28 protein-coding genes are annotated in these 26392 nt (G+C 47.6%); 13 read left to right on the forward strand and 15 right to left on the reverse strand.

Annotated elements, in window-relative coordinates:
• Positions 1-219: 219 nt before the first annotated feature.
• The 3 genes from ADS79_RS02435 to ADS79_RS02445 are packed head-to-tail and all read right to left on the reverse strand — an operon-like array spanning position 220 to position 4390.
• Positions 220-1467 carry an MFS transporter gene (locus ADS79_RS02435; protein ID WP_049736811.1) on the reverse strand — a complete coding sequence of 416 codons (1248 nt, stop codon included), beginning with the start codon at positions 1465-1467 and terminating at the stop codon, positions 220-222.
• A 59-nt stretch (positions 1468-1526) separates the two neighbouring features.
• The gene (locus tag ADS79_RS02440) at positions 1527-2675 is read right to left on the reverse strand and encodes a winged helix-turn-helix domain-containing protein (RefSeq protein ID WP_049736812.1); all 1149 of its coding nucleotides are present in this window, start codon (positions 2673-2675) and stop codon (positions 1527-1529) included.
• On the reverse strand, positions 2666-4390 hold the full coding sequence (locus tag ADS79_RS02445; protein WP_049736813.1) for a sigma-54 interaction domain-containing protein: 1725 nt from the start codon (positions 4388-4390) through the stop codon (positions 2666-2668). Before ADS79_RS02445 ends, ADS79_RS02440 begins: the two co-directional genes overlap by 10 nt.
• A 242-nt stretch (positions 4391-4632) precedes the next feature.
• On the opposite strand from ADS79_RS02445, the gene ADS79_RS02450 reads away from it, so the two are divergent.
• The 8 genes from ADS79_RS02450 to ADS79_RS02485 all read left to right on the forward strand — a co-directional run bounded on the left by ADS79_RS02450 (position 4633) and on the right by ADS79_RS02485 (position 12707).
• Positions 4633-5553, forward strand: a complete 921-nt coding sequence (locus tag ADS79_RS02450; RefSeq protein ID WP_049736814.1) for a proline dehydrogenase family protein — start codon at positions 4633-4635, stop codon at positions 5551-5553.
• A gap of 267 nt (positions 5554-5820) precedes the next feature.
• Positions 5821-6099, forward strand: a complete 279-nt coding sequence (locus ADS79_RS02455) for a CD3324 family protein (RefSeq protein WP_049736815.1) — start codon at positions 5821-5823, stop codon at positions 6097-6099.
• Positions 6100-6191: 92 nt separating this feature from the next.
• The gene (locus tag ADS79_RS02460) at positions 6192-6926 is read left to right on the forward strand and encodes a class I SAM-dependent methyltransferase (RefSeq protein ID WP_049736816.1); all 735 of its coding nucleotides are present in this window, start codon (positions 6192-6194) and stop codon (positions 6924-6926) included.
• 249 nt (positions 6927-7175) lie between these two features.
• Positions 7176-8531, forward strand: coding sequence for a branched-chain amino acid transport system II carrier protein (gene brnQ / locus ADS79_RS02465; RefSeq protein ID WP_049736817.1), 1356 nt, complete (start codon positions 7176-7178; stop codon positions 8529-8531).
• Positions 8532-8737: 206 nt separating this feature from the next.
• On the forward strand, positions 8738-9433 hold the full coding sequence (locus ADS79_RS02470; RefSeq protein WP_049736818.1) for a response regulator transcription factor: 696 nt from the start codon (positions 8738-8740) through the stop codon (positions 9431-9433).
• Positions 9433-10878 carry a sensor histidine kinase gene (locus ADS79_RS02475; protein WP_049736819.1) on the forward strand — a complete coding sequence of 482 codons (1446 nt, stop codon included), beginning with the start codon at positions 9433-9435 and terminating at the stop codon, positions 10876-10878. Before ADS79_RS02470 ends, ADS79_RS02475 begins: the two co-directional genes overlap by 1 nt.
• 158 nt (positions 10879-11036) lie before the next feature.
• A complete protein-coding gene (locus ADS79_RS02480) occupies positions 11037-11378 on the forward strand; it encodes a hypothetical protein (protein ID WP_049736820.1) in 342 nt (113 codons plus the stop codon).
• A gap of 306 nt (positions 11379-11684) precedes the next feature.
• Positions 11685-12707, forward strand: coding sequence for a S66 family peptidase (locus ADS79_RS02485; RefSeq protein ID WP_049736821.1), 1023 nt, complete (start codon positions 11685-11687; stop codon positions 12705-12707).
• Between the two features lie 98 nt (positions 12708-12805).
• Here ADS79_RS02485 and ADS79_RS02490 read toward each other — a convergent pair whose 3' ends face one another.
• The 3 genes from ADS79_RS02490 to ADS79_RS02500 all read right to left on the reverse strand — a co-directional run bounded on the left by ADS79_RS02490 (position 12806) and on the right by ADS79_RS02500 (position 14845).
• The gene (locus ADS79_RS02490) at positions 12806-13735 is read right to left on the reverse strand and encodes a DMT family transporter (RefSeq protein ID WP_049736822.1); all 930 of its coding nucleotides are present in this window, start codon (positions 13733-13735) and stop codon (positions 12806-12808) included.
• Between the two features lie 139 nt (positions 13736-13874).
• Positions 13875-14393, reverse strand: a complete 519-nt coding sequence (locus ADS79_RS02495) for a GNAT family N-acetyltransferase (protein ID WP_049736823.1) — start codon at positions 14391-14393, stop codon at positions 13875-13877.
• Positions 14390-14845, reverse strand: coding sequence for a DinB family protein (locus ADS79_RS02500; RefSeq protein ID WP_049736824.1), 456 nt, complete (start codon positions 14843-14845; stop codon positions 14390-14392). The genes ADS79_RS02495 and ADS79_RS02500 overlap by 4 nt, the downstream gene beginning before the upstream one ends.
• Before the next feature lie 157 nt (positions 14846-15002).
• On the opposite strand from ADS79_RS02500, the gene ADS79_RS02505 reads away from it, so the two are divergent.
• Positions 15003-15431: an acyl-CoA thioesterase gene (locus ADS79_RS02505; RefSeq protein ID WP_049736825.1), complete on the forward strand. Its 429-nt coding sequence runs from the start codon at positions 15003-15005 to the stop codon at positions 15429-15431.
• Here the strand turns inward: ADS79_RS02505 and ADS79_RS02510 are convergent.
• On the reverse strand, positions 15428-15829 hold the full coding sequence (locus ADS79_RS02510; protein ID WP_049736826.1) for a hypothetical protein: 402 nt from the start codon (positions 15827-15829) through the stop codon (positions 15428-15430). The two genes, ADS79_RS02505 and ADS79_RS02510, sit on opposite strands and share 4 nt — an antisense overlap.
• Before the next feature lie 106 nt (positions 15830-15935).
• On the opposite strand from ADS79_RS02510, the gene ADS79_RS02515 reads away from it, so the two are divergent.
• Entirely contained in the window at positions 15936-16640 is a 705-nt protein-coding gene (locus tag ADS79_RS02515; protein ID WP_049736827.1) for an HAD family hydrolase, read from the forward strand.
• A gap of 56 nt (positions 16641-16696) precedes the next feature.
• On the opposite strand, the gene ADS79_RS35525 is transcribed toward ADS79_RS02515, so the two are convergent.
• The 3 genes from ADS79_RS35525 to ADS79_RS02525 are packed head-to-tail and all read right to left on the reverse strand — an operon-like array spanning position 16697 to position 18454.
• Positions 16697-16861 carry a hypothetical protein gene (locus ADS79_RS35525; RefSeq protein ID WP_162839502.1) on the reverse strand — a complete coding sequence of 55 codons (165 nt, stop codon included), beginning with the start codon at positions 16859-16861 and terminating at the stop codon, positions 16697-16699.
• Positions 16854-17771, reverse strand: coding sequence for an ABC transporter ATP-binding protein (locus ADS79_RS02520; RefSeq protein ID WP_049736828.1), 918 nt, complete (start codon positions 17769-17771; stop codon positions 16854-16856). The genes ADS79_RS35525 and ADS79_RS02520 overlap by 8 nt, the downstream gene beginning before the upstream one ends.
• Positions 17771-18454: an ABC transporter permease gene (locus ADS79_RS02525; protein ID WP_049736829.1), complete on the reverse strand. Its 684-nt coding sequence runs from the start codon at positions 18452-18454 to the stop codon at positions 17771-17773. The genes ADS79_RS02520 and ADS79_RS02525 overlap by 1 nt, the downstream gene beginning before the upstream one ends.
• Before the next feature lie 194 nt (positions 18455-18648).
• Between ADS79_RS02525 and ADS79_RS02530 the strand changes: the two genes are divergently transcribed.
• Both ADS79_RS02530 and ADS79_RS02535 read left to right on the forward strand, forming a co-directional pair.
• Entirely contained in the window at positions 18649-19314 is a 666-nt protein-coding gene (locus ADS79_RS02530; RefSeq protein ID WP_049736993.1) for a response regulator transcription factor, read from the forward strand.
• The gene (locus tag ADS79_RS02535) at positions 19311-21068 is read left to right on the forward strand and encodes a sensor histidine kinase (RefSeq protein WP_049736830.1); all 1758 of its coding nucleotides are present in this window, start codon (positions 19311-19313) and stop codon (positions 21066-21068) included. The genes ADS79_RS02530 and ADS79_RS02535 overlap by 4 nt, the downstream gene beginning before the upstream one ends.
• Positions 21069-21101: 33 nt before the next feature.
• Here the strand turns inward: ADS79_RS02535 and ADS79_RS02540 are convergent, their stop codons facing one another.
• On the reverse strand, positions 21102-21599 hold the full coding sequence (locus tag ADS79_RS02540) for a GNAT family N-acetyltransferase (RefSeq protein WP_049736831.1): 498 nt from the start codon (positions 21597-21599) through the stop codon (positions 21102-21104).
• A 139-nt stretch (positions 21600-21738) separates the two neighbouring features.
• Positions 21739-22620: a YitT family protein gene (locus ADS79_RS02545; RefSeq protein ID WP_049736832.1), complete on the reverse strand. Its 882-nt coding sequence runs from the start codon at positions 22618-22620 to the stop codon at positions 21739-21741.
• Positions 22621-22822: 202 nt separating this feature from the next.
• Here ADS79_RS02545 and ADS79_RS02550 point away from each other — a divergent pair, with 202 nt between their 5' ends.
• Positions 22823-23293, forward strand: coding sequence for an SRPBCC family protein (locus tag ADS79_RS02550; protein WP_049736833.1), 471 nt, complete (start codon positions 22823-22825; stop codon positions 23291-23293).
• A gap of 101 nt (positions 23294-23394) precedes the next feature.
• Here ADS79_RS02550 and eutH read toward each other — a convergent pair whose 3' ends face one another.
• From eutH to ADS79_RS02565, 3 genes are all read right to left on the reverse strand, one after another.
• Positions 23395-24672 carry an ethanolamine utilization protein EutH gene (gene eutH / locus ADS79_RS02555; protein ID WP_049736834.1) on the reverse strand — a complete coding sequence of 426 codons (1278 nt, stop codon included), beginning with the start codon at positions 24670-24672 and terminating at the stop codon, positions 23395-23397.
• A gap of 542 nt (positions 24673-25214) precedes the next feature.
• The gene (locus tag ADS79_RS02560) at positions 25215-25415 is read right to left on the reverse strand and encodes a cold-shock protein (RefSeq protein WP_049736835.1); all 201 of its coding nucleotides are present in this window, start codon (positions 25413-25415) and stop codon (positions 25215-25217) included.
• 270 nt (positions 25416-25685) lie between these two features.
• Positions 25686-26285 (reverse strand): nitroreductase family protein, encoded by a 600-nt coding sequence (locus ADS79_RS02565; RefSeq protein ID WP_049736836.1) that lies wholly within the window; start codon positions 26283-26285, stop codon positions 25686-25688.
• Between the last annotated feature and the right edge of the window lie 107 nt (positions 26286-26392).

Genomic DNA, 26392 nt, shown 5'->3' on the forward strand with positions numbered 1-26392 from the left:
GAGCTGTCGACAATAGAAAAAGGGAGCAGAAAAGCGAAGTTCCCCTCACTAATGTCAGAGGGGAAGACAATATGCTTTCCTTTTGCGATCATGTTCAGGCGAGCCAAGGAGCAGGCTGTGTTGCCCGATTCGTCACTTCTATTATTCCCGACTCCTTTTGTCAGTGAGGGAGAGGGAAGGGCTGCTCGGTCTAGTGCTCGACCCTCCATTTGCACAAGATCATCCGGCTTGTTCCGAAACAACAGCAGCAGTAGCCCTCGGCTTGCCCCAGATGAGTCGTTGCAGAATAATTGCGCCAGACCCAACGCAGGTAATCAAAAGACCGACCCACAAAAATGCGGCACTTGGCCCCAGGAGCGTCATCAATAAGCCTCCCAGGAGTGGGGCGATAATAAAGGTAGCACTCGTAAGCGAACCGATAATGCCTCTGACCCTTCCCAGCGCTTCTGGCGGGGTTTCTTTTTGGACCAGGTAATTACTTCCCACTGTGGTAAGCCCAGTACCGATTCCGGCAATCAAGGAAGCGGGCAGTATCCAGTACATGCCATGACTTGGCTGGTAAATTCCGATTGCACAGAAGCCGATGCCGATCAAGAAGACACCACCGCCGAGCACCCAGCCGTATGAGCGGATTTCCTTGAAGCGCTGCAACCAGGTGACAGTGAAAAGCGCCCCCAGTCCGATCGCACTCACAGAGTATCCGACCATTTCCGGATTGTCAGGTACTTTATCGCGGAACACAACGGGAAACTGCGCGTCTGCCAACTGGATTGCCATCATGGCAGCTATGCTAAAAAGAGTACTGTAGAGCAAAATACGGTTTTGTAAAAAGACGCTCCAGCCTTCCTGCCACGCTTGGCGAATGGGAAGCGCCTTCGCTTTATCCCGCGACTGGGTTCGGGGGAGGTTATCCTCAACGCGCCGGATGGTCAAAAGAAAAGCCGTAGAGAGCAGATAGCTTCCTGCGTTCACGATCAGGCAAACAGCTGGTGCAAAAAATGCTGCTACCATTCCACCAAGCAGTGGACCGATCAATTTCCCCATTTGAAAAACGGCACCATTTAATGAAGTTGCTTTGAGCAGCTGCTCAGGCGTCACAATTTGACGAGTCAGCGTCTGCTGGGCAGGATCGTTGAAGACAGAAGCGCATGACCGCAGTGCGATGACCACAAGAAACCAAGCTGGATTTGGCATCGCGAGCAATAGCAGTGTCAGGCTCGCCTGGATCAAGTCCATCAGGATCATCATGCGCACCTTGTGGACGCGGTCAGCCATCACCCCGGCGAACTGACTGAGCACAATTCCAGGAGCAGCATAAGCAATTGGCAACATCGCCATTGTCATCGGATCCGCCTGCCATACGTAGCCTAAGAGAATGGAAACGGCAATGAAATCAAACCAGTCCCCGAGGGTAGAGAGGCCATAGGCGATAAAGAGCTTGCGAAATGTTTTGTTTTCCTTTAACAAAAAAATCCCTCCATCGGATCTGTTACTACCGATCATAAGAGGGAATTGTCAGAGGTATATCAGATGGATGAGGGCAAGATGTTCAGAATTGACCTTTTTAAATAGTCGTATTGGTACTCTCCTGAAAAGGCGTCCCACATTTTCTGGTATTTGTTCTTCCATTCTTGATCACAATCAAAAAACCGGAAAAATAACAAAATGTTATGTACCGCATAAATCAAGTGCGGGACAAAGTGGGTCGCACGAATGACTTCGATGCCCTCATCCAAAAGCCTCCGGGCTTTGGCGAATTCGTTGCGCCGATACAAGCATATTCCTTGCATGACGGTAAAGCTGCCTAGCTCACGCTGCATCGGGATCGTCTGCAATATTTCACTAGATCGGCGAATTAACTCTTCTGCTTCTTCCACTTGATCAGAGAGGATAGCGAGGACTGTTTGTTCGGCTTGCAGAAATAAAGTGAAGCTATCTGAATTCAATCTGTCTACGATCTGCTTGGCCTTGGTTATTTGTTGACGTGCGAGCTCCCATTCGCCAGCCTGAGCGTACAGGGCAATCGCATTGATTTGCAGCTCATCCTGAAAGGAAGCGGGTATCTGGTCCTGATGCTTGACCACTACGTTAAATACGTCAATGGTTTTGCGAGAGTCCATTTCTGTCATGTGGTACAGGTGAAAAAGATAAAACAGCTTATCCCCAATGGGAGCCGTTTTGTCCTCGACAAACCAAGCAAAATTGCCGGTGATAAAGCGCATATACATCGCATAAAACGGGTCCATTTGAAACCCTAGCACTTCCTGGTTCGCGGAGAGAGTCTGCATGGCAGCACCCATTCCCATTCCGTGGTAGGTGGTCAGCATTTTTTGGATGCTTTCCGAGAAGCCGCGGCCTAGAACATCGGGCTGAAGCGCTTGCTGTGGCTGCTGTTTCCAGGTGAGACGATAGCCTACCCCGCGAACGGTATCAATCGTCAGCAGATGCGACCATTTTTGCAGCTTTTTACGCAGTCGATAGATGTGGTCGTCGACGGTACGGTCTGTCGGTTCTTCTAATGCCCAGACACGATCCAGCAGATTTTCGCGTGAAAACGTCCGATTTTTCCACGTATATAAAAAATGAAGCAGTGCGTATTCCTTCGGCAACAGCACGAGGGTTTCCCCAGCGTATTGGACTTCATATTTATCATCTGACCAAGTAATCAAGCCCATCCGAATGCTCCTTCATTTATATTGTATTTGCGCATTTTATTGTAAAGGGTTCCTCGCGACATGCCGAGCAGCTCGGCTGCTGCCTTTTTATTTCCGTATGTGCGTTCTAATGCTGCAACGATCCGCTCGCGCTCTGAGGAGGCAGGTTCAGGTGCGTATGAGTTGTGCGGCAATGGAGAGGCAGCGAAGGCAGGTGAAAAAGCAGTGTTCTTTGAGACAGGTGCGGATAATCGTGGCTCGTTGGAGTGGGAACGAATCACCGAAGGCAAATGCTCAGGCATGATGACGCCATTTTCCTGAAGAATGGACAGGCGCTCGATGACATTGCGCAATTGCCGGATGTTGCCGGGCCAGGTGTAATCAAACAGGGCTTGCATCACCTCGGGGGCGATCCGCGGAACCGACTGCTCATGTGCTACGGAGTATTCATGGATAAATATTTGTACCAGCTCAGGCAAATCCTCGCGACGTTCACGTAGCGGCGGAACCTCCAGTGAAAATACGTTGAGCCTGTAATAGAGGTCTTCACGGAACCGCCCTTCAAACACCATCTGCTCAAGCTGACGGTTGGTTGCAGCTACGATGCGCGTATTGACAGATATCGGCTCAGTTCCACCAACGCGGTAAAATTGTCGCTCCTGCAAGGCGCGCAGCAGCTTTACTTGCAACTCCAGTGGCAATTCTCCGATTTCGTCGAGAAACAATGTACCTCCGTGTGCCAGCTCGAGTTTTCCTGGCTTGCCTTTTTTCTCAGCACCAGTAAATGCCCCTCCCTGATAGCCGAATAGCTCACTCTCAAACAATGCAGCAGGTATCGCCCCGCAGTTAATGGCAATGAACGGCTTTTCGCGACGGCGGCTTGCCTGATGGATCGCTTTGGCGAATAGCTCCTTTCCTACTCCACTTTCTCCGTAAATCAGCACGGTAGCATCGGTTTGTGCCACTTTTTTGGCTGAGCTGATCGCAGACTGAATCGAGGCGGAGTGCCCTTTGATCGCATAAAAAGGATCATCTGCTGCTTGAAAACGGCTCATTTCCTGTTGCAGGTTATGAAGGTGCGCAGTCGTATGTGCCAGCTCTTCATTGAGCCGGACCAGCTCGGTAATGTCTTGTTCAATAGAAATGGCGCCGATAATCCGTCCATCCAAGCGTATCGGAGCAGCATTAATCAAAACATGACTGTCCGGGCGTGGAATATGATAAACGCGCTGAACAGAGGTTCCTTGCCGCAGTGCATCGAGCAGGCGAATCGATTCACTGGCAAAATGCTCATCCAGCGATGTCCCGATGACTTGGGTACGATCAATTTCATATATGGTCTGGGCAGCTCTATTCCAATGCTGTACGACATTGCGGGAGTCGACGATTGTAACGGCCTCGCTCATGGTGTCCATCAAAGTGCCGAGCAGCACAGACTGATTTTGAACCAGAGTGAGAAAGGAGGCGAATAGGTCGTGAGAGGAAATGATGCCTGTCGGGACGCCATCTTCATTCATCGTGACCAAGGCGGGCATCGCATCGTCATTCAGAAAGGAACGAATCTGTCTGGTGGATTCCTCCAGGGTCGCAGTTTCAGGAACAGCGATTACCCTCACCGTCCGCTCTCCATCTATCCACACACCTTCTTTTTCTCCAGTGCGTATCCTGATCTTGGCAGGATTGACAGGGGTCGCAATCGAAGAGACTATGCTATCTAATGAAAATAACGGTTTCAAACCATCACGTCCTATGCAAACTAACAAGAAAGAGACGAAGCATCCTTTCTTGTCGCGAATAAACAATTCTTAATCAAAAGTGTACAAGAATAGACACGGAATGTACACATGTGTTGAAGTGGAAATGTTGTCTTTTGAAACAGCAAAAAGCTGAAAACGATGCTATTGCGAATATAGGTGTGTTGGCACGATTTGTGCTAGGTATAAAGGAGTAGAGTACGTTGAGGAGGAGACAGTCAACGATGGAACAAGCTATGAAGGACTTTTTTCTATTTTTATCCAAAAACCAAACCATGAACGCAGCAGCGAAAAAATGGGGTCTGCGTTTTGGCGCTAGTCGTTTTGTATCCGGAGCAACCATCCAAGAAGCAATCAGTGCCGTACGCAAGCTGAATGAGCAAGGACTCGTTTGCACACTCGACCACCTGGGAGAGTTCGTATTTAGTGTAGAGGAAGCAAATGAATCTGCTGATTACTGCATCAAAACATTGGAAGCGATTCATGCGTCTGGTGTAAACTGCAACCTGTCGTTGAAAATGACATCTATGGGTCTGGATATTAGCCGTGATCTGTGCATGACTAACATGAGACGTACATTGGATGTTGCGAAAAACTTGGGCAACATTTTTGTACGGATTGACATGGAAGACTATGCGCATAACCATGTGACTATGGAAATTCTCAACGAGCTGTTGGAAGAGTACGATAACGTGGGAACCGTTATTCAGGCATACCTGTACAAGGCTTCCGATGATATCGACAGTCTCAAAGACAAAAAGGTAAATTTCCGTCTGGTAAAAGGCGCTTACAAAGAGTCGCCTGAAGTAGCTTATCCAAACAAGCCGGACGTAGATGAAAACTACAAAAAAATCATCAAGCAGCATTTGCTGAACGGCGGCTATGCAGCTGTTGCGACACATGATGACAACATTATCAACTTTGTGAAGCAGCTGGAAAAGGAACACAACATACCTCGTACCCAGTTTGAATTCCAAATGCTGTACGGAATTCGTACCCAATCTCAAATTGACCTGGCACGCGAAGGCTACAAAATGCGCGTCTATGTTCCATACGGTAATGACTGGTACGGATACTTCATGCGTCGTCTGGCAGAAAGTCCGGCGAACGTGAAGTTTGTACTGAAAGGTATGTTTACAAAGTAAAGTGCGATGCCAGCTTGGCCAAACACCTTCGGATGGATAAAATCCGGGGGTGTTTTTTTTTCGGGGAAACGTGCTATAACAAATATAACTGATTCTGATTCAGGAGTTGATCGGCATGATAATCGTGCTAGTACGCAGAGCTGATGATGGCTCTCGGCAAAGAGTTCCAGCTGTGCTTTGCCCAGAGCCTATTTCCAACTGCTAAAGCTGGTGCTCTTTGCTTCTCTATATACGCAAGCGATGCTATATAGTTGGGAGCAAATGAGGATGAAATATCAAAATGCACAAATGCTGCTGCCAGAAGAGCTGGTACGTGACATTCAAAGATATGTACAAGGAAGCTATTTATATATCCCTGTTCAAGAAGAATTAAAAAAGCAATGGGGAGATTCCACGGGTTCAAAAAAGCTGATTGAGGAGCGCAACCAGCAAATTGCAAGAGCATACCACAGTGGAGTCTTGGTCAAGGAGCTTGCACAGCAATTTTATTTGACTGAGCACAGTATCCGCAGAATTATTCGCAAGCAGAAGCGCGGACCACTTTGATACCGAATGATGTTTGTCCTGTATCCTTCTCGTTTGATGGACTAAGCTGAACATGACGAAAGAAAGTTCCGAGGATAGGAGCTGTATGCTGGATGAAACAAAATAAATACGATGATTTGAATTTCTTTTCTGCCTATAAACAAATGCAGCGCTCTGTCAGAGGATTGGAAGCGGCAGGTGAGTGGCATGTACTGCGAGGCCTGCTGCCAGAGCTCACGGATAAAGATGTTCTCGATTTAGGCTGCGGGTTCGGATGGCATTGCTTGTATGCGCGCCAGCAGCAGGCACGAACAGTCATTGGCGTCGATATTTCTGAAAAGATGCTGCAAAAAGCTCGTGAGCAGACAGACGATTCAGCGATTTCCTATGTGCGCATGTCCATTGAGGATATCTCGTTTGAGAGGGCGCAATTTGATCTGGTGATCAGCTCGCTTGCCCTCCATTACGTCGAATCGTTTGCAGAAGTCTGCCAAAAAGTGTACGAATATCTAAAGCCAGGCGGTGCCTTTATTTTTTCAGTGGAGCACCCTCTCTTTACAGCAAGAGCCGAGCAGGATTGGCATTACGATGACAAGGGAAACCGGTTGCATTGGCCTGTCGATCATTATCAGGAAGAGGGAGTGCGTGATACGACCTTTTTGACTGACCGTGTGATCAAGTATCATCGAACCATTTCCACGTATATGAACGACGTGATTGGGGCTGGCTTTGCTTTGAAGGCTGTCAAAGAGCCGGTTCCTTCCGATGAAATGTTGAAACAGGATGCGAGCATGAAGGATGAATGGCGAAGACCCATGTTTTTACTCATCGCTGCGGAAAAAGAATGAACGAAATGCTTTTGAAACGATGGCAATGGCGAGGTTTGGTACCGTTGGCAATAGAAGATCCATAATTTTAACGCGGGGAGACCTTCCCGCGTTTTTCCTGTCCTATCCGTTTTAAAAAAAGCTGATAAGAGCCCCACTGTGTTACCAATAATTAATCCAGTTTGAAATAAAATAAGGTTGATACCAGCTGAAAATTTAAGTTATACTTATGAAAATTTTATTTAAATAAATAATATTAAGGGGAGACACATGAGAGGTCTAACAACTAGAGAAACCATTACTGTGGGACTCATGCTATTCGCCTTGTTCTTTGGTGCGGGCAATATGATTTTTCCACCTGCTTTAGGACAAGCAGCAGGTTCGAACGTATGGCTAGCAATGCTCGGATTTATTACTACAGGGGTAGGCTTGCCTTTGCTAGGGGTTATCGCTGTTAGCTTGAGCGGTGGCAATTTGCAAACGTTGGCAAGTCGTGTACATCCTGTTTTTGCTGTTATTTTTACGTTTATCGTTTATTTGGCAATTGGACCGTTTCTGGCGATTCCCCGTACAGGGACCGTTACGTTTGAAATGGGGGTTTTGCCCTTTTTACCAGAAGCGATGAAAGGGAGCTGGGTACCACTCTTTCTCACTACAGTTGTCTATTTTGTCTTAACATTCTGGCTCTGTCTGAATCCTACCAAGCTGGTCGATCGGATCGGGAAAGTATTGACGCCTGCTTTGCTCATTATTATTGGACTCATGTTCGTGCAGTCGCTGTTCCAGCCAATGGGTGGCATGGGAGAACCGACTGGCGTTTATAAGGAATCAGCGTTTTTCAAAGGCTTTTTGGAAGGCTACCTGACCTTGGATGCTCTGGCTGCGATGATATTCGGGATTGTTGTGACAGCAGCGATTCAAAACCAAGGGGTAACGGAACGTAAAAAAGTGACCTGGTCGACGATCAAAGCGGCTGTTATTGCTGCTTGCGGCTTGGGACTTGTCTATTTGGCTCTTGGTTACATGGGAGCTAACAGCTTTGCACTCGGTCAATCCGAAAACGGAGGACAAATTTTGACTGCGATTGTTCAGCATTTGTTCGGTCCGTTTGGTTCAATGCTGCTCGGTGTTGCGGTAACACTAGCCTGCCTAACAACGTCTGTGGGACTTGTCACTGCGTGCAGTCGTTTCTTTTCAGACCGTATTCCTGGGATTTCGTATAAAACGATGGCTGCAATTTTATGTATATTCAGCGCAGGTGTAGCGAATATTGGACTCACACAGCTGATTGCGATTTCCGTTCCAGTGCTGATGGCCATTTATCCGCTGGCGATTGTCCTGATGCTGCTAGCGTTTTTCCACAAATTGTTCCGGGGATACAGAGCTGTTTACGTGGGTGCAATCGTGGCAACAGCATTGATCAGCTTGGTGGACGGTCTTTCTTCTATGGGACTTTCTATCGAGGCGATCACCTCGATTTACAAGCATTTGCCGCTGCAAAAAGAGGGGATTGGCTGGCTGCTTCCTGCGATTGCTGGTGCTTTGCTGGGCTTCCTTTGGGGAAGTCTGTGGCCTAGCAAGCAGACGAAGCAAGAGCTTTATCAGGAAAAGGCAGGCAATCTGTAAGGCATCATTTTCGGGAAAACAAACAAAGTGGGCGTGCGAACTCGAGCAGGGTTCAGGCACGCCTTTTTCCATCTAGTCCCAGCCGGATAGGACTTCTATCCGTCCACAAGCTGGGCGATCTATGTTACCATAGGAAAAAGTTTAGCGTATGGGACTGCACATAGGATAGAGAGATGCTGTTCCATCATGAAGGGAGGTTATTGGCTATGGCCCAAACAAAGGTCCTGGTAGCTGATGACGATCCAAACGTGCGCGAAATTATTCGCCTTTATTTCGAAAAGCAAATGATCGACCTTGTTGTCGCTACAGATGGACGGGAAGCTCTCGAGGTGATGGAAAAGGAAATGCCGGATGTAGTGATTTTAGATGTCATGATGCCCCAAATGGATGGTTTTGAGGTATGTCGCGAAATTCGCAAAAAATGGGATACACCAATTATTATGCTGACTGCAAAGGATGAGGAGTTTGACCGTGTGCTCGGTCTGGAGCTGGGGGCAGATGATTATGTGACTAAGCCGTTCAGTCCGCGCGAGCTGGTAGCGAGAATACGAGCGATCCTGCGTCGAATGCAGCCAAAGGTAAAAGTCGAGGAAGAAGTGCTCCGTCCGCTAGTGTTTGACCAGTTAACGATAGATTTGGATAAGCGCGAGATCATGGCTGCCGGAGAAAAGGTCAGCTTTCGTCCCAAAGAGTTTGATTTGCTTGTTCAGTTGGCAAAATCTCCGGGCAGTGTTTTGTCACGGGAGCAATTGCTGGAACAGGTGTGGGGTTTTGATTATTTTGGCGACGCTCGTACAATTGATGTGCATATTAAAAAAATCAGACAGCGCCTGGATAAGCTTCCGTATGAATGCATTCACACGGTATGGGGGATTGGCTACAAATTTGGGGTGGATGACTGATGCTCGGGATGTCGAAAAGCATCTTTCGTCGCCTGTTATTTAGCTTCCTCGCTACCGTATTGGTCGGCCTCGGGATCTCGGGAATTTTACTGTCCTTTTTTGCCAAGGAGTACATCTACAATACGAAGCAGGAAGAGCTGCTTCGCCTCGCAAAAAAAGTGAATACCGCCATCTATGACAGCAACAAGATCAACAAGCAGCTGCTGGACAAGCTCGCGATGCTGGATGAATCATTTGATACGCGCATCTGGCTGTTCAATGAGAACGGAAAAATTGTCGCAACCTCGATGAAGGACGAAGTGTTTACTGGAAAGTCTGTTGCTGTTTCGATTGCCGATAGTGTGTTAAAAGGAAAAAGCGCCGTGACCGAGCTGCAAATCGAAGGCTTGGAAGACCCGATGCTCTCTGTCTCTGTGCCATGGGGCAAAGGGGAGAATGTGTACGGCGGGATCATTTTGCACGCCCCAATTGAAGGAATCGAGCGAACCTTTGGTCACATGCGTGAATCGATTTTGTGGGCGACGTTATTCGGTGTCGTGTTGTCGACCGCGATGGTTTCGTATTTGTCCTGGTCGATTTCCAGACCGCTCAGAACCATTGAGCGAACGGCCGCCGAGATTGGCAGAGGAAATTACGTCGAACGCGTCAAGGTCGACACCTCTGACGAGATCGGAGACCTGGCTCATACCATTAATACGATGGCAGAAAAGCTGGAGAAGGTGGAGCAAGAGCGGCATCATCTCGAGCAGGTGCGTAATGATTTTCTCGCCAATGTGTCCCATGAATTGCGTACGCCATTGACGGCGATCCAGGGCTTCCTGGAGGCATTGCAGGATGGGCTCGTGGAAGAGGAGGAGGCTCGGCAAAAGTATTACGCGGTGATGTACTCGGAGACGATGCAGGTAAACCGCCTGGTTGATGACCTGATGGACCTGATGAAGCTGGAGAATAACGAGGTTAACCTCGCCAAGTTCCCTGTTAATGTGGGGGAAGTCATAAACAAGGTAGCTTTTTCTTTTCGGGCAGAGGCAGAAGAAAAGGGCTTGCAGATTGCGGTTGAGCTGGCAGACGAGCTGCCGAAAATTTATGCTGATAAAGATCGGGTCGCACAAATTCTGAAAAACTTCGTGAAAAATGCTGTGAAGTTTACGGAAAAGGGAGAGATTCGCCTGATCGCCGAGAGCGAGGATAATTGGGTGCGAATCCAGGTGGTTGATACCGGGATCGGAATAGCCGCTGATGATTTAAATCGGATTTGGGAGCGTTTCTTCAAGGTGGATCGCGGACGTTCCAAAAATAATAAAGGGACAGGCTTGGGACTTGCAATCGTCAAAGAGCTCGTAGAATTGCACGATGGCAAATGGAGTGTGGAAAGTTCGCCGGGACACGGAAGCACGTTTACCGTATGGCTACCGACCATAACAGCTATTCGCCAAACGAGCTAAGTGTTCGAATCGTTGATAGCGATGCGATGGTCATACTTTTTTCATATTTTGATCATGTTTTTTTCCCACTTTCCACACAGAATGGTTATTTTTCGCCGTTACGATATACATGTGACAGCGAGAAGGTCACGATGCCAAGGAACGAAAGGGGAATGAACATGAATAAAAAATGGATATCCATTGCAGCTGTCGCATTGCTCCTGTCTGGAAGCTTGGTTGCCTGCTCGAGCACAACAGGCACACCTGAACCAGCGACACAACAAGAAGAAGGAAGCGCAACCACTCCGGGGACCTCCTCTTCTGACAGCACGGCTACTCAGGATCAATCTACTGATGACTCCAAAGCGAATGCAGAGGCACCAGCAGGTTCATCTGACAGCACAGGCTCTTCAACAGATTCATCAACGGAGGCTGGCAGCACAGACAGCAAGTCTGATGCAGGCTCGGCTGGAACTTCCGGAACTGAAAACAGCAGTTCAACTGACACAAGCAAGCAGTAAGGTTTAAAAGATTCAACTGTAACGACAGGTAACGCGTTTGTTCGTTTGAACTCCTCTACTTCCCTCCCGGTTAATATATAGGGCGGCTTGATGTCGCCTATTTTCTTTTGCTTAGCTTTGTCCCTGTTTGGTTAAAACCAAGAAAATCCGTCATCTCTTTTGCTGATATCCCATGTGGATGTCAGTTTTTTTTGTCGATTAAAAAATTACAATAAGACTGGTATTTGCTCTCACTCACCTGATATGATGTTTCTTAATTTACGATGAACGAGAAAAAGCGCATCGGGAGAATGAGGGAGGCTCGAGATGATTACCTATCCGTTTTTAGACAAGGGAGCAACTATAGGAGTAACGGCACCATCTTCAGGGGTGAGCGTCGGCTTGCACAACCTGTTGAAGCAGGCGTGTGATCGTTTGGAGCAACGGGGCTATGGTGTTGCAGTCGGAGAAACCGCTTGGACTCAGGAAAAGGCGAAGTCTGCTCCGGCCATAAAAAGAGCAAAAGAACTGCAGGATATGATGGAGAACGACCAGATTTCATTGATTTTCCCGCCGTGGGGTGGAGAGCTGTTCATCGAGCTGCTTGCTAACCTCGACTTTTCGAAGTTTGAGAACAAATGGATTCTTGGCTATTCGGATACGAGTCTGTTATTGTTCGTGGTGACTTTGAAGCGTGGGATTGCGACTGCACATGGAACCAATCTCATTGACCTGCGCGGCGAGTTCTCTGATGATACGACTGCCATGTGGGAAAAGGTGCTTTCTACCAAAGCGGGTTCCTCGATCGTTCAGTATTCATCCGCAGCGTATCAAAAAGAGTGGCAGCATGATAAACCGTCGCCCTGTGTCTTTCATTTGAATGAACAGACGGAGTGGAAGAGCATTGCGGCAGGGCAAGCACCAGTAAAGGTGGAGGGACGTTTACTGGGTGGATGCATAGATGTCATTCGTCATGTCATCGGAACACCGTACGGGGATGTACGTCATTTTCAGGAAAACGTTATTCAAAATGAGCCCATTTTGTGGTACTTGGAAAACTGTGAGCTAAGCACAGCAGATTTGCGCCGCTCATTAGTCCAAATGAAGCTGGCGGGCTGGTTTGCAAATTGTTCCGGCATCCTGTTCGGGAGAAGCCCTGCCAATACACCAGTAGATGGTTATACTGCCGAAGATGTTTACCAGGAGTTGTCCGAGGAACTGCAGGTGCCAATCATTTATGATGTGGATTGTGGACATGTCCCGCCGCAAATAACCTTTATTAACGGAACCTACGCCGAAGTGGAAGTAGCAGACGGAAAAGGCGTAGTCACCCAGCATTTTAAGCCGTAGGAACAACACTGTCATATAAGAGAACCGAAAAGGACAGCCAAAGTGCTGCCCTTTTCTTTTTTGCAGACATCACGGTATGTGTCCACTCTGCTCTGCCCTTACGTTTTTGGCACTTCCTGTACTGCTGAACTGGATGAATCCTGCTTTTGCAGGTTGGACAAAGCGACCCCGAGGAAGATAAAGGCAGCACCTGCGAAAAAGCCCATGCCGAGATGCTCGTGGAGAAGCAGCCAGCCCAAAAAGGCACCGACGATTGGCTGCACGAAGAAAAATCCTGCGCCACTTCCTGCTTGCATCAGCTCAAACCCTTTGTTCCACAGATAAAATGCCCCGGCAGTAGAGATGATCCCGATGTAGAGGATGCCTGCCCAAATGTCCATTCCAAATTGCCAGGAGACAGGTGTGACCGACAGCTCCCAAGCCATGATGGGACTTGTAAACAGGAGACCAAACAAGGCAACATAGGTGGTAACGGCGAGCGAGGAATAACGCTGTGTCGCTTTTTTGCTCAGCACCGTGTACAGACCCCAGCTTACTGCTGCTACCAGCAGAATCAGATTTCCCGTGAAAGAAGACTGAGCGTCTGCCCCATCAGGAACTCCGATCACGATGATCACCCCGCATGTAGCAAGCAAAATTCCGACCAGCTGCTTCCAGTGAAGACGTTCCTTGAGCAGCCATACGGCAAAAAGCGCGATGAATGCGGGAGAGGCAGCAGTAATCAAGGATCCCATATGCGCAGTCGAAAGCTTGGTACCAAGAAACTGGGCAGCGATCGAAATCGTCACCCCGACAAACGCAATCCCCATGAGCATGGGATAATCATTTTTAGCGATGTACTCTTTTCGTGCTATGACAAACGCTCCTAATACGAGAAGCGCAATGCCAAACCGCAAGATTAAAAGGGTAAAAGGAGGGATGACCTCCAGAACGACCTTGCTGACCACATAGACTCCGCCCCAGATGGCGGCAGCCAGTGACAGGCAGAGTGCACCAAACAATTGTTTTTTCCAGTGTGAATGGCTCATGACTACATGCCCCTCTCGGAATAGTTGATCACAACGAAATTCCGCAGTCGAGGGACGGCTGCTGCGTCGTTCCCTCGATTGTTAGGAGAGAACAGGTACATCACATTCAAACAGATGGCGTGCCATAGGTCTCACCTCCTTAGCTAGCTTCATCCAGCCATTTTGCGACTAAAAGCACAGGCTGCGTCAAACGACCGACTGGCGCTTGAACCTGTCGATACTGCTCATAGCCGAGCATTCCCCAGAAGAGAAGAGCTTGCGCGTTATGGGCAATGACACCGTGGTGAATGTTGCGACTACCAGCTTTCAGGCAGTGCTGCTCTACCAAGGACACGGCCTCTTTTCCAAAGCCTTGTCTTTGATAGTCAGAGTGGAGCAGCAGCATACTGATCCAGCTCTTTTGATCGGAAGGATTGGAGACGATCAGATGCAAGACTCCGATCAGCCGATCAGCAACGCAAATCGCCAGCCAGTATCCGGTTGGGATGGTGAGGGTGGCGTCATATTCTGCTTCCACTTCCGCAAGAGTTACGTTGTCATCGCCATTTCGCAGGAAATTGTAGTCAGGATTACTGTTGTATATTTCGAGGGTGAGAGTCAGGTCTTCACGCGTCATGCTACGCAAAACGAGCCGCTCTCCTGCAAGGTACAGACTCATTGCTTGCCTCCGTATTTGCGGATCAGGCCAATTTGTCCTCCATGATAGCCCATATGGTAGAGGAGTCGGCCTAATGCTTGTCTGGGGGTAAGTGTGGCGATAGGAGCTTCGCAAGGGACGTCCCACGCCTCTGGGGGCAATGAGGAGAGGGCTTGCAGTAAATGAGTATAAGAGGCTTCACGTATGGCATGCAGGGCTGCCAAATCTGTATAGATACCCTCGTCCTTTACTGGGCCGATGGTTGCCAGTGTGATTTCGGGCGGGAGCGGCTGCTGAAAAAACATCGCACAGAAGCGATATTCCACTTCAGCAATATGCTGAATTAGAAAACCGACAGAGTTGGAGCCAGGAGCCAGCTTCCACGAGAGCTGGTCTGCTTCCAGCTTATCCAGCGCATCCATATATCGGGAACGAGCTGTTTGGAGCGCAGGGAGCAGTGCTTGTTCAAACATGGAATCATCCTTTCCAAATGACCAGTCGATCAAAGTTTATACCTTTATTATAGGAGAAATATAGATAATGAACAGATGGATCATTCGGAATATTTTGAATGAATATTCACTCAGTTACTTACATTCGTTATACTAAAGAAAAAAGGGAGTGAGAGCATTGGCACATCGCTTTGATTTTACCGTCAGGTCTACCGATATTGACGTTATTGGACATGTGAATAACGCAAAGTATTTGGAGTATATGGAGTGGGCGAGATTTGACTGGATCTGGCAGAAGGGCTTTACACTGGACGAATTAAAGCGTCGACAGATTATGCCGGTAGTAGTCAATATCAATATCAACTACCGCAAGGAGCTGCAAATGCGCGAAGAGGTACACGCGATCACGACTGTGGTCAAAGTGGGTGAAAAAAGCTTTGTCATCAAGCATGAGCTGTATAACGAAAAGGAGCAGCTGGTGGCGGATGGGGATGTAACGATGGTGATGATTGATGCAAATACACGCCGCTCCATTCTTTTGCCAGAAGAGCTGAAAGAGGCATTGTACGCTGATCTTGCAGAAAATGGAACGAACAGCTCGTCTTAAACGGACCGGCGGGAATGGTCGAGACGGTATGCATTCCATTCCAATGCGCGCAAAGCCAGTGTCTCCAAAACTCGCTCATGCCGATTCTGGCCATCTTTCAATTCAGCAAAATCTATCTTAAGCTGGGCAACACCTTCTTTTAATTCAGTAACATCTATCTTAAGCTGGGCAACATCTTCTTTCAATTCGGCGACATCTACCTTAAGCTGGGCAACATCTTCTTTCAATTCGGCAACATCTACCTTAAGCTGAGCAACATCGCCTTTTAGTACATGTACCTCCATAGTCAATGCATCCAGCTTTGCATCATTCTCATCCTGTCGATCCAAAATGGCACGGGTGACTTGACGCAGCTCATTCATCCCTTCCAAAAGAAGATCTAGCTTATCAACAGACATAATGTCCCTCCTTTTCTCCTTTTTCCGTTACAATGATCATAGCAAAAGAAAGAGGCACATGCAGGAATAATTTGCAGGAGTCAGAGAAAAGGGAGTGAACACCAACATGCCTGCTTTCACAACGATTTTGTTTGATCTGGACGATACCTTGTTTGATTTTTCAGCATGCTGGGAGAAAGGGATGCATCAAACGATCGCGACTCACCCGTTGACGGCTGATTTGGATGGAAAAGAAATGCAGGAAGCACTGCGACGTCATGGAGACGCGCTCTGGATTGATGTGATTGCCCAGCTCTACGACTTTACGCAATACCGTCAGCTTCGTTTGCAGCGCTCACTGGCTGACTTTGGGAGGCACATTGAGCCTCATCAGGTCGATGATTTTCAGCGAGCTTATGCCGCGGCATGCATGGATGCTGTCCAGCCAGACCAGACTGTGCAAGCCACAATCGCGAAGCTGGCTGAACAGCATACGCTCGGAATCGTTACGAATGGTCCGGAAGATATGGCTTTTATCAAGCTGGAGAGGCTGGGGCTGTCCAGCTATTTCCCGAAGGAGCGGGTGTTTATATCCGAATTGATCGGCTTCCACAAGCCTGATCCGCGCATTTACGCAACAGCGGTGCAGGAATTACAGGTACAATGCGAGCGGGTTTTGTTCGTAGGGGATACATGGGACGCAGATGTTGCTGGTGCAATCGATGCAGGCTTCTCTGCCGTCTGGATCAACCCGCGGGGAAAAGAACCAAAATCTTCACATAAGCCTTTGGCGGTCATTGAAAGGCTCGAACAGCTCTTGCCACTGGTATAGGCAAAAAGCAGCTCTTTGTAACCCGAATCGTTCGGAGCTCAAACAGCTGCTTTTTTTTATGCCTTCTTCTGCTTCTGACGCCAATTTTTCGCGAAAATGACGAGATTCAGGACAATCAGTCCAATCATGATAGACATGGACATATTGGATACTACGTCTCCCCGATAGATTCGATACAGGATGAGGATCGTCAGGATGAGAGCGAAGTATAAATTAAACATGGCTTTCTTCCTCCAAGAAGATCTTTTCCAGTGAAGGCTCCTCAACATGGACTCCGTAGATGTCGATACGAGCCTGTACGAGCGCGCGGATTAAGGTTGCTACCTTTTGTTCATCGTCGACCTGCAGGGAAAAACGCCCGTCTCCCCACGTGAGATTTCGCCCCAACGATTCCACAAATGTACAAAGAGTAGTCTGCTCCCCAGCAGAAAAGGCAGAGTGTCGAACAGATACATGACGCCACTTCTGGTGGGCAGACTGTAATTCATCCAGACTTCCAAGCGACCCGATTTTTCCGTTTTTCATGATCGCGATACGGGTACAAATCTTTTCTACCTCATTCAGGTTGTGCGAGGTCATGAAGATCGTTTTGCCCTGTGCGTGCAAGCTTCTAAGCAGCTCTTGAATATGCAGCGCCGACTCCACGTCGACTCCTGATGTTGGCTCATCCAGAAACAATAGCTCCGGATCTCCGACGAGTGCCTGAGCGATTCCCAGCTTCTTTTTCATCCCGAAGGAAAACGTTTTGGCCTTGCGCGTTGCGTGTTCCTTAAGCTCCACAGCCGCTAAAATCCGGTTGCATTCCTGCTGAGTCAGCGAAACGCCTTTGACACGGGCAAAATAATGCAGATGAGCAGCAGCTGTCAGCGAATCATAAAAGGTGGAGTAATCAGGCAAGACACCGATTCTTCGCTTCCATTCCTCTGACCCGCTATCGTCACCAAACATTCGGATTGTGCCTGAGGTTGGACGAATGATGCCTGTGAGCATATTGATGAAGGTAGACTTGCCAGCTCCGTTTCGCCCGAGAAAGCCAAAGATTTCACCGCTTTGGACTTCTAGACTGACGTTATTTACAACCGTTCTATTTCCAAAGCGTTTGCTCAGTTGGACAGTTTCAATCACCTGCATTAGCAATCCCTCCTTTGAAACAAGTAGATGGAAACGGACAGGAATACTACTGCATACAGCCAGATAAAGCCGATCCAAGCTCCACCTTTTTGAATAAAGGTGTACGGTGTCAAATAGGCGGTAAATTGTGCAGCGGGATGTCCCGAAAGCGCGCTCCACATGCCCAGGCCAGGGAGCACCATGGCCAGAACAATTCCGAGAAACATGGTATAGCTAGGACGAGGCACGGCCAAGGAAAGCAGCACGGCCAGCGTGATGCAGTATACAAGCAAGGACAAGCACTGCCAAAATGTCTTGGCATCGAATGTATGAACAGTAGCCAAAACGACGCCAAAGGTAATCACAAGGCATGCGAGCCAAAAGAGAACGACTCCCAAAAACTTGCCGAAAATAATTTTTGTCCGGGAGGTTCGTGTGACGAGAAAGCGAATCGTTCTGCCAGCCAGCTCCCGGTTCATTACGTCATGGGACAAGCTGAATACAAACAATGGTCCGAGCAGCATGATGAGAACAAGGATGCCAAGTGCATGTCCTTTCGCCAGCTCATGCGCCGGGAAAAAGCTTGCTGCCTGATTCACCAGATCAGAGACCAGATACGAAATGCCGACAATAAAGGCTACGGTAATCAACGATTTAATGCTTTTGAACAATCTAATAAATTCGTGTTGGCAAATGGCCCACATCGGTTTGTTCACTTCCTTTCTTCTCTTTTATTGTAAAAGGTCTTCCTTTCCGGTAGCGAAACACTACCTTACCATTACCTTAACGTTTTCGTTCGTCCGAGCAGCACATGATATGATGAATACAAGAAGGAGGGTGCGTTGTGGAAACAGAAGCGAGAATATTGCTTGTCGACGATGAAGAAGCGATCCTGCACATGGTGAAGACCGTCCTGAAAAAGGAAGGCTTTTTATACATCGATACGTGTACAAGGGCACAGCAGGCATTGCGTCTGATAGAAGAGAGGACGTATGATCTGTTGATTCTGGATGTCATGCTGCCCGATAAAAGTGGATTTGAGCTGTGTGCAGCGGTGCGCCAACGAACGCAGGCTCCGATTTTCTTCCTTTCCGCAAAAGGCTCCGACTTTGATAAGCTTAGTGGCTTTGCTTATGGAGCTGACGATTATATCACCAAGCCCTTTCACCCATTGGAGGTCGTAGCACGAGTAAAGGCGCATTTGCGACGAACGCTGGGAACGTCTACAGCAGCGGCACAAGAGGAAAAGCGATATGCGTTTGACCGAATCCTCGTTAATGTGGATGCGGCAGAGCTGATTGTTGATGGAAAACAGGTGGACTGCCCGGCGCAAGTGTTTCAGCTTCTTGTTTTCTTTTGTCAAAATCCGAATCGGGTCTTTACGAAGGAACAAATATACGATCATGTCTGGAAGGATGAGTATGGCTTGTTTGATGAAAATACCGTGATGGTGCACATTCATAAGCTGCGGCAGCGGATTGAGGAAAATCCGAGTCAGCCGAAGCATCTTGTCACGATCAGGGGACTGGGCTATAAGCTGGTGACGAACGGGAAGTCATCATGAATCTGCGGAAAAAGCTGATCATCCAGTATGTCCGCCAGTTTTTCGGGTTTGTCGTCGTGCTTTTTGTTTGTATGAGTATTTCGCTGATGGTGCTTGGAGTACGCGTCACCAATGAAGAGATTGCTGCTGATCCATCCCGCCTGAGTGCTTCTGATCTGGCGATGCAGCTAAGTGCAGAGGGCGAGACCATCCGGGTAGAGAACAAGGTGGAGAAAAGCGTCGCAGCGCATAATGGCTGGATGCAAATTATGGATGAGCAGGGGAAGGCTATCTACACATTTCATACACCTGCCGATATTCCGACCACCTACACGCCGGGTGAGTGGATTGCATGGATACAGAATGAACGTGCTGCTCCGTACCATTTTACTTATTGGATCGTGACGGTGGCGGAAAAGAAAATGATCGTCCTGTATGCAACCCCTGCGCCAGAATTTGAGTTGATGAGACAATTACTCGTTTCGCAGCCTTTGGGAAGCAAGCAGGCTACAGAGGGATTACAGCAAAACTTTTCCCGGGAAAATGCCTGGTATGTCATCTATGACCGGGATGGGCAGCTTCTTGAGCAGTGGAATCATGCAAACGCATCCTTGCGCCTTGATTTGACAGAGGTTTTACAAAACGGGCAGGGACAAAAAAACACGCCGCAGCGCATTATTAGCCGTTATGACCAAGAAAGCGGAAAGACATACGTGGTCGGGCTGCACAATCCAGGCTTCCAGGCAGATGCCGCGGGTGATTCGGTGGACAATGTGCTGGAGGATGTGCTCAGGCAGCTTCTAGTCATTATGATTTTGTGTATTGTTTTCATCGGAAGCTGGTATGCGCTGCGAGTAGGAAAACCGCTTCTGCACATGGTGAGCTGGATCGAGCGCTTGTCGAAAGGTCAGTACATAGAGCCCGTCGCACGAAACGGTCGCAGGGCGGGAATGACGAGAAAAGGGAAATGGAAGAGCCCATTCGCAGTCTATAAAGACATGTTTGATGCACTCGCGCATTTAAGTGAGACGCTGCGGATGAATGAACAACGGCAAAAAGATATGGAACGAACGAGGGAAGAATGGATATCCGGCTTGTCTCACGATTTGAAGACACCGCTCAGCTCTATTTTTGGCTACGCGGCTATTCTGGAGACAGAAGCATACGAATGGGCCGAGGGCGAGGTTGGGCAGTTCGGGAGGACAATACGGGAAAAAGCGGATTACATGAATGGCTTGATCGAGGATTTGAACCTGACCTACCGTTTGAAAAACAACGCCCTGCCGCTCGTAAAGGAATCGATCGAGGTTGTCGAAGCAATCAGGAGGATCACGGTAGACATGGTGAATGACCCAGGAGCAGATGAACACGTGATCGAGTTTCGCACCTCTGTACCTGTTGTTTATGCAGAAGTGGATCCGAGCTATTTTCGTCGGATCATCGTTAATATTTTGGCAAATGCCATCAAGCATACGCCAGCAGGGACACAGGTGCTCGTCAGTGTGAATGCTTTGGAGGAGCATGACGGATTTGCCGTTGCAATCAGCGATAATGGACCTGGTATGGATGAGCAGACGCAGGCAAATCTGTTTGAAAGGTATTACCGTGGAGGACATACAGAAGAGGATGTCAGCGGAACTGGCCTCGGAATGGCGATCGCCAAGCAGCTTGTACTGGCGCATGGCGGTGAAATAAGAGCCTGGAGCGCGCAGGGAAAGGGAACTACCGTCACGATGACTTTTCCGCGCGTAACGCCAGTTATAAGAAAAGACTAGAGACTGTTTGATTCCTGTCTCTAGTCTGTATGCTTACAAGCCGGGTGCAGATACAAAGGTTTGATATACCCTCTCCTCTTCTTTACGCTCTTGAAAATCATTTCGGGTGTATTCCGCAATGCTTTTTCTCCAGAAGGCTATGGCAGGGAGATTGCTTCTGATCTGAAAGACCTCCCATTTTCCGGGAAATTTTCGGAAGATCTCATGCGCGACGGTTTTTCCCAAACCATGTCTTCGGAAGCGTTTCATCATAAAAAACTCCGCTATCGAATAAACTTGCTCGTTATTATGGTCAGGAAAGCTGCGAACGAGTACAAAACCAGCCAGCTTGCCCTCTACCTTCACAAAAAAAGGATGGCGGACTGGATCACTCCAATACTCATCAACATAGGGATAACCAAAACAGCCGTCCTCATTGACATCGATTGGTAAAAACTCGCTGAAATCATATAAGTACAGCTCCAATAAGCGCTTGAGGACCTCTTTTTCTTCAATCGGAATCGATGTAAGTGTAAAATGGTTGGCAGCCATGGGAAAGCCTCCTTATGAGCAGGTATCTCTATCGTATACGATGGACCAAATTGTGGAAATAAAAACGGAAAAGAAAAGTGCCACCCGAATAATAGGCGACACTTTTGATAACGTATTAGATTCAGCATGATGCTAATTGTTAGTGAATAGCGTTCTTTTTGAATTGTCCGCCACGTACGTCGTGAATGTTCCCCACGGCCAAAAAGGAAGTAGGGTCTACTTCTTCCACAATCAGCTTGAGCTTGGCTTCCTCCAGACGCGTAATGATGCAGAAAATGACTTTCTTATCGTCGCCTGTATAGCCGCCCTCACCTTTCAGATAAGTAACACCACGACCCAGACGAGCAACGATTGCGTCACCGAGCTCTTTGTGATTGTCGCTAATAATCCAAACCGATTTGGATTCCTGGAATCCTTCGATGGTCAGATCGATCATTTTGAAAGCAATGTAATAGGCAATCAGCGAGTACATCGCGCGATCCCAACCGAATACAAATCCGGCGCTACTCAAAATGAATAGGTTGATAAACATCACGATCTCACCAACGGAGAAGGGAGACTTCTTATTGAACAAGACAGCGATAATTTCCGTACCGTCCAATGAACCCCCATAGCGCAGGACAAGTCCAACACCAATACCTAAAATGATTCCACCGAATACAGCAGCGAGCAGAGGGTCACCGGTTAAACCAGGAACGGGATGGAGAAGGGATGTTCCAATCGACATAATGGTTACCCCAAACAAGGTTGAGATAGCAAATGTTTTCCCAATTTGCTTGTACCCAATTAAGAGGAAAGGTAAGTTCAAGAGGAACAGGAAGATACCAAGCTTCATTCCTGTCAGGTGCGAGGCAATAATGGAGACACCTACAATTCCACCGTCAATGATGTTGTTTGGAACCAGAAAGATTTCCAAAGCAACAGAGACGAGAGAGGCACCAATCAGAATGAAGAGGATCCTCTTGAGCAGTTTTCCAATCGGTAATTTTTGGTGAGCTGATTTTGCGACTGTTTGTTCCATCGTTCCTCTCCCCAATTTGGATTTTATTCCATTCTATTATAACATTCATTATTGCTTGACAAAGGCGTGAATGTGCATTACCCGAAAAAATAGTACATTCGCATCTGACTTCACGAGAATCATTAGAGGAATAGGTATTGACTGCCAATGTTTTCGTTGTTATTTTCAAACTGTTAGGACAATTACGAGGGGGAAAATGACGATGAGTGCCTTGCAGGTAGAGACGGAGATAGAGTCTCCTCTGGAGCTGGTATGGTTAGCCTTTACGCAAACAGACCGCGTGATTCAGTGGTTTGCTCCTGACGCCAATATTGAGCCGCGTTTGGGTGGCGCGTATGAATTGTTCTTTGATCCGAGTAATCGGGAGCAAATGGGAACCAAAGGATGCTTCCTGACTCTATTCGAACCAAAGGAGAGGCTGGGCTTTACTTGGAAGGGCCCGGATGATTTTGCGGCTATCATGAACCAGGACAATGCGTTAACATACGTCCTTGTCACGTTATCGGAGCTGTCGGGGAAAACCAAAGTGGTCATCGAGCATTTTGGCTGGAAAGAATCCGAGGAGTGGGACAAAGCCAGGGCTTGGCACAAAATGGCCTGGTCACAAGTAGTGTCAAGCCTGAAATCTGCACTGGAAACTGGCAAAGGCGATTTGTGCTGCGTCCCTGAATAGGAAGAATTCACAATACAAATTATGTACAACCATTCGTTTTCAGACGTTCTTTTTACATGAAAAAAGGAGCCGTCCTTTCAGGGGGACAGCTCCTTTTTGATTTATTCTTTTGTAGCGGCTACTTCTGCAGCAGCAGTTTTTGGCGCATCTTCCAGGTATTCATTTGGTCCAATAATGCCAGCAGCGCGGTCTTGCTTTTCCAGCTCCAAAGCTTTTGGTACAGACAGCCAGTAGGAAAGTGCGATCGCGATTACACCAGCACCCAATTTACCGAGCAGTACCGGCAGGATGATGTTTGGCTGGAAGTTTGCCGAGAAGCTCAGGTGGTCACCGAGCAAGAAGGCAGCACAGACACCGAATGCGATGTTGATTACTTTGTCTTTTGGCGGCATGGAACGAACGAGACGGAACATCGCCAAAATGTTTGCGATCGTAGCGAGCAAGCCAGCACTACCTGTAGAGCTCAAGCCTAATTTCATACCGAGAGATTCCAGTGGCTTCGCACAGTATTTGCGCAGCAAGTATACCATCGGGAACGCACCAGCGAGCATGATACCGATATAACCGGCAGTTTCCAAAGCACGGTATTGGTCAGCAGGATCGGCGATGATCGGGTCAAAGCCCCAAGCACCAAAGATCGTAGAGAAGATTCCTGTAAAGTGTTGAACGATGGAGAAAACGAGTACCAGCTTGATACCAGCATCCATGGTTTTACCGAAAATCATAAATCCGCGAATCATCAGGTCCGGCAAGAAGCGCAGACCGGCAGCAATTACCAATACAAAAATCAGGATCGGGGATAGATTCAACAGAACTTGTCCGATTCCGATAGCAAAAGCATAAGTAGAATCACCATTCGAAGCGATTTCAGCGCGTACTTGAGCGTTGGTCAAAGAAAGAATTGCACTTGTAATGAAAGCACCGATGGGAACAGTCAAAATACCGGACATGACACCCAGCGCCATATATTTATGGTCGCGTTTATCGAGCATCGCAAGCCCCATCGGAATGGAGAATACGATCGTAGCACCAGCCATGAAACCAACGACCATCGCCATAACCCAACCCTCGGTGCTGGTCTTCAGGATGTTAGCCAATTGATATCCGCCCATGTCAGTGGCAAGGATTGCAGTAGCGGCAAGAGCTGGATCTGCACCGATCTTATGGAAGATAGGAGAAACCGCTTTTTCTACAAACCAGGAAATATAGGGCAGGGACGCCATGATACCGGCAGCAGGTACAAAGATATAACCGGTAGAGTGAATCCCTTCCATGAACTCTTTTCCGAGTCCTTCATCGCTATTGCGGATCGCAGCAATAGCCCCAATGACTGCACATAACATGATAATGTAAATAATGACACTTCCAATGTGTTCCATACACAACCCCACCTTTTTCAGGATGTAAACAAAACGGTCATAGCTACCTTTTCAGAAAACCTCTTATCGAGGCTGTTATGGGGGAGCGACCGCATTTTTAGCGGAATGCTATGACTTGAATCAATCAGGAAGCAGATAAGGGAAGTATCTACTTTCTGGCTCAGTTAAAAACGTCGAGTTGCGCATTTAACTGAAAAAAGGCGCTTAGGATCTCGTAACCGAGAAATACCTAAGCGCCTTTGCTTATTCGTGTGAACTTGTTTACAGTGCTTGCTTGACAAACAAACTGGAACCGCTTTCAAACGACCTTAAAAATAAAGCCATAATTGCAACATCTACAAATCATACGTATTGTCAAAAAATTCATGCCCTCTAAAGCGCCATTGCTTTAATCTGCATTATAACGTGATTATATGGTTAGGTGTACGTATTGTCAACAGCCTCTTAGGAAGAAAGTATGAATTTTTTACATATCAAAAAACTCTCGCAAGGCAACAAAAAAGCTACCCCTCCATAAGTAGGGGCAGCTTTGTAAGTGCTGTTTACAGTTTTACAACGTTCTCAGCTTGTGGTCCACGGTTGCCTTCAACTACGTTGAACTCAACGCGTTGGCCTTCTTCAAGGGATTTGAAACCGTCGCCTTGGATTGCGCTGAAGTGAACGAATACATCGTTTCCGCCTTCAACTGCGATGAAGCCATAGCCTTTTTCAGCGTTGAACCATTTTACTGTACCTGTTTGCATGGGTGTTACCTCCAAAAAAATTAAAATGAATATGCAACTTTTATTTGTGGATAAAATAAAAATTCACACATTGTAAAAGGTTCAAACATAAATGTAAACCCTTTACAATATGTGAACACTTATAAAAATCTTTTGTTTAATTGCATTCTACCATAGTCATTAGCGGAAAGCAATCGTATAAAACGGTACTTTCACCGTGCAAATAAAATACGGCGACAAAATGGATTTGAACCATCGTGTCGCTGTAAGCAGCTTTCGAAAAAGGTGAGATTAAGAGTAGAATTTTACCCGATCTTCTAGTGGCTGGAATTGTTTTTCACCTGGCTCGAAGGTCGGCTTGCCAAAAGGCAATTGGGCAATCAGCTTCCAGCTGCTTGGTACATTCCAGGTCTGTTGTACTTCTTCGTCAATCAGAGGATTGTAGTGCTGCAGGGATGCGCCAAAGCCTTCGTTTTCCAAAGAGGTCCAAACTACAAATTGAAGCATACCGGAAGAGTGCTGAGACCAGATCGGGAAGTTGTCCTTGTACAGCTCAAATTGTTTTTGCAGGCCATCCACGACACTTTGATCTTCAAAGAACAGCACAGTACCGTAGCCGTTGCCAAAAGCATTCATTTTTTCTTCAGTCGAAGCAAAATTGTCAGCAGGTACGATTTTGCGCAGGGTCTCTTTTGTGATATTCCACAATTTGTCATGCTGTTCACCGAGCAGAACCACTACCCGAGCACTTTGGGAGTTAAAAGCGGAAGGCGTATGTTTAACAGCTTCGTTGATGACTTCTTGAATTCGGCTGTCAGATACCACTGATTCTTTGCTAATTCCATAGTAGCTTCTTCTGTCTTTTAAGGCTGCCAAGAAATCTTTTCCCATGATACATACCTCCAAAGAATTTTTTCTTTAACATGATGCTTTGGAACAGCGATTCTTATGCGATATTGTTTAGTTTACTTTTCGTAACCAAGTGTAAGAAATAAACT

The organism is Brevibacillus reuszeri (assembly GCF_001187725.1).
Taxonomy (GTDB): domain Bacteria; phylum Bacillota; class Bacilli; order Brevibacillales; family Brevibacillaceae; genus Brevibacillus; species Brevibacillus reuszeri.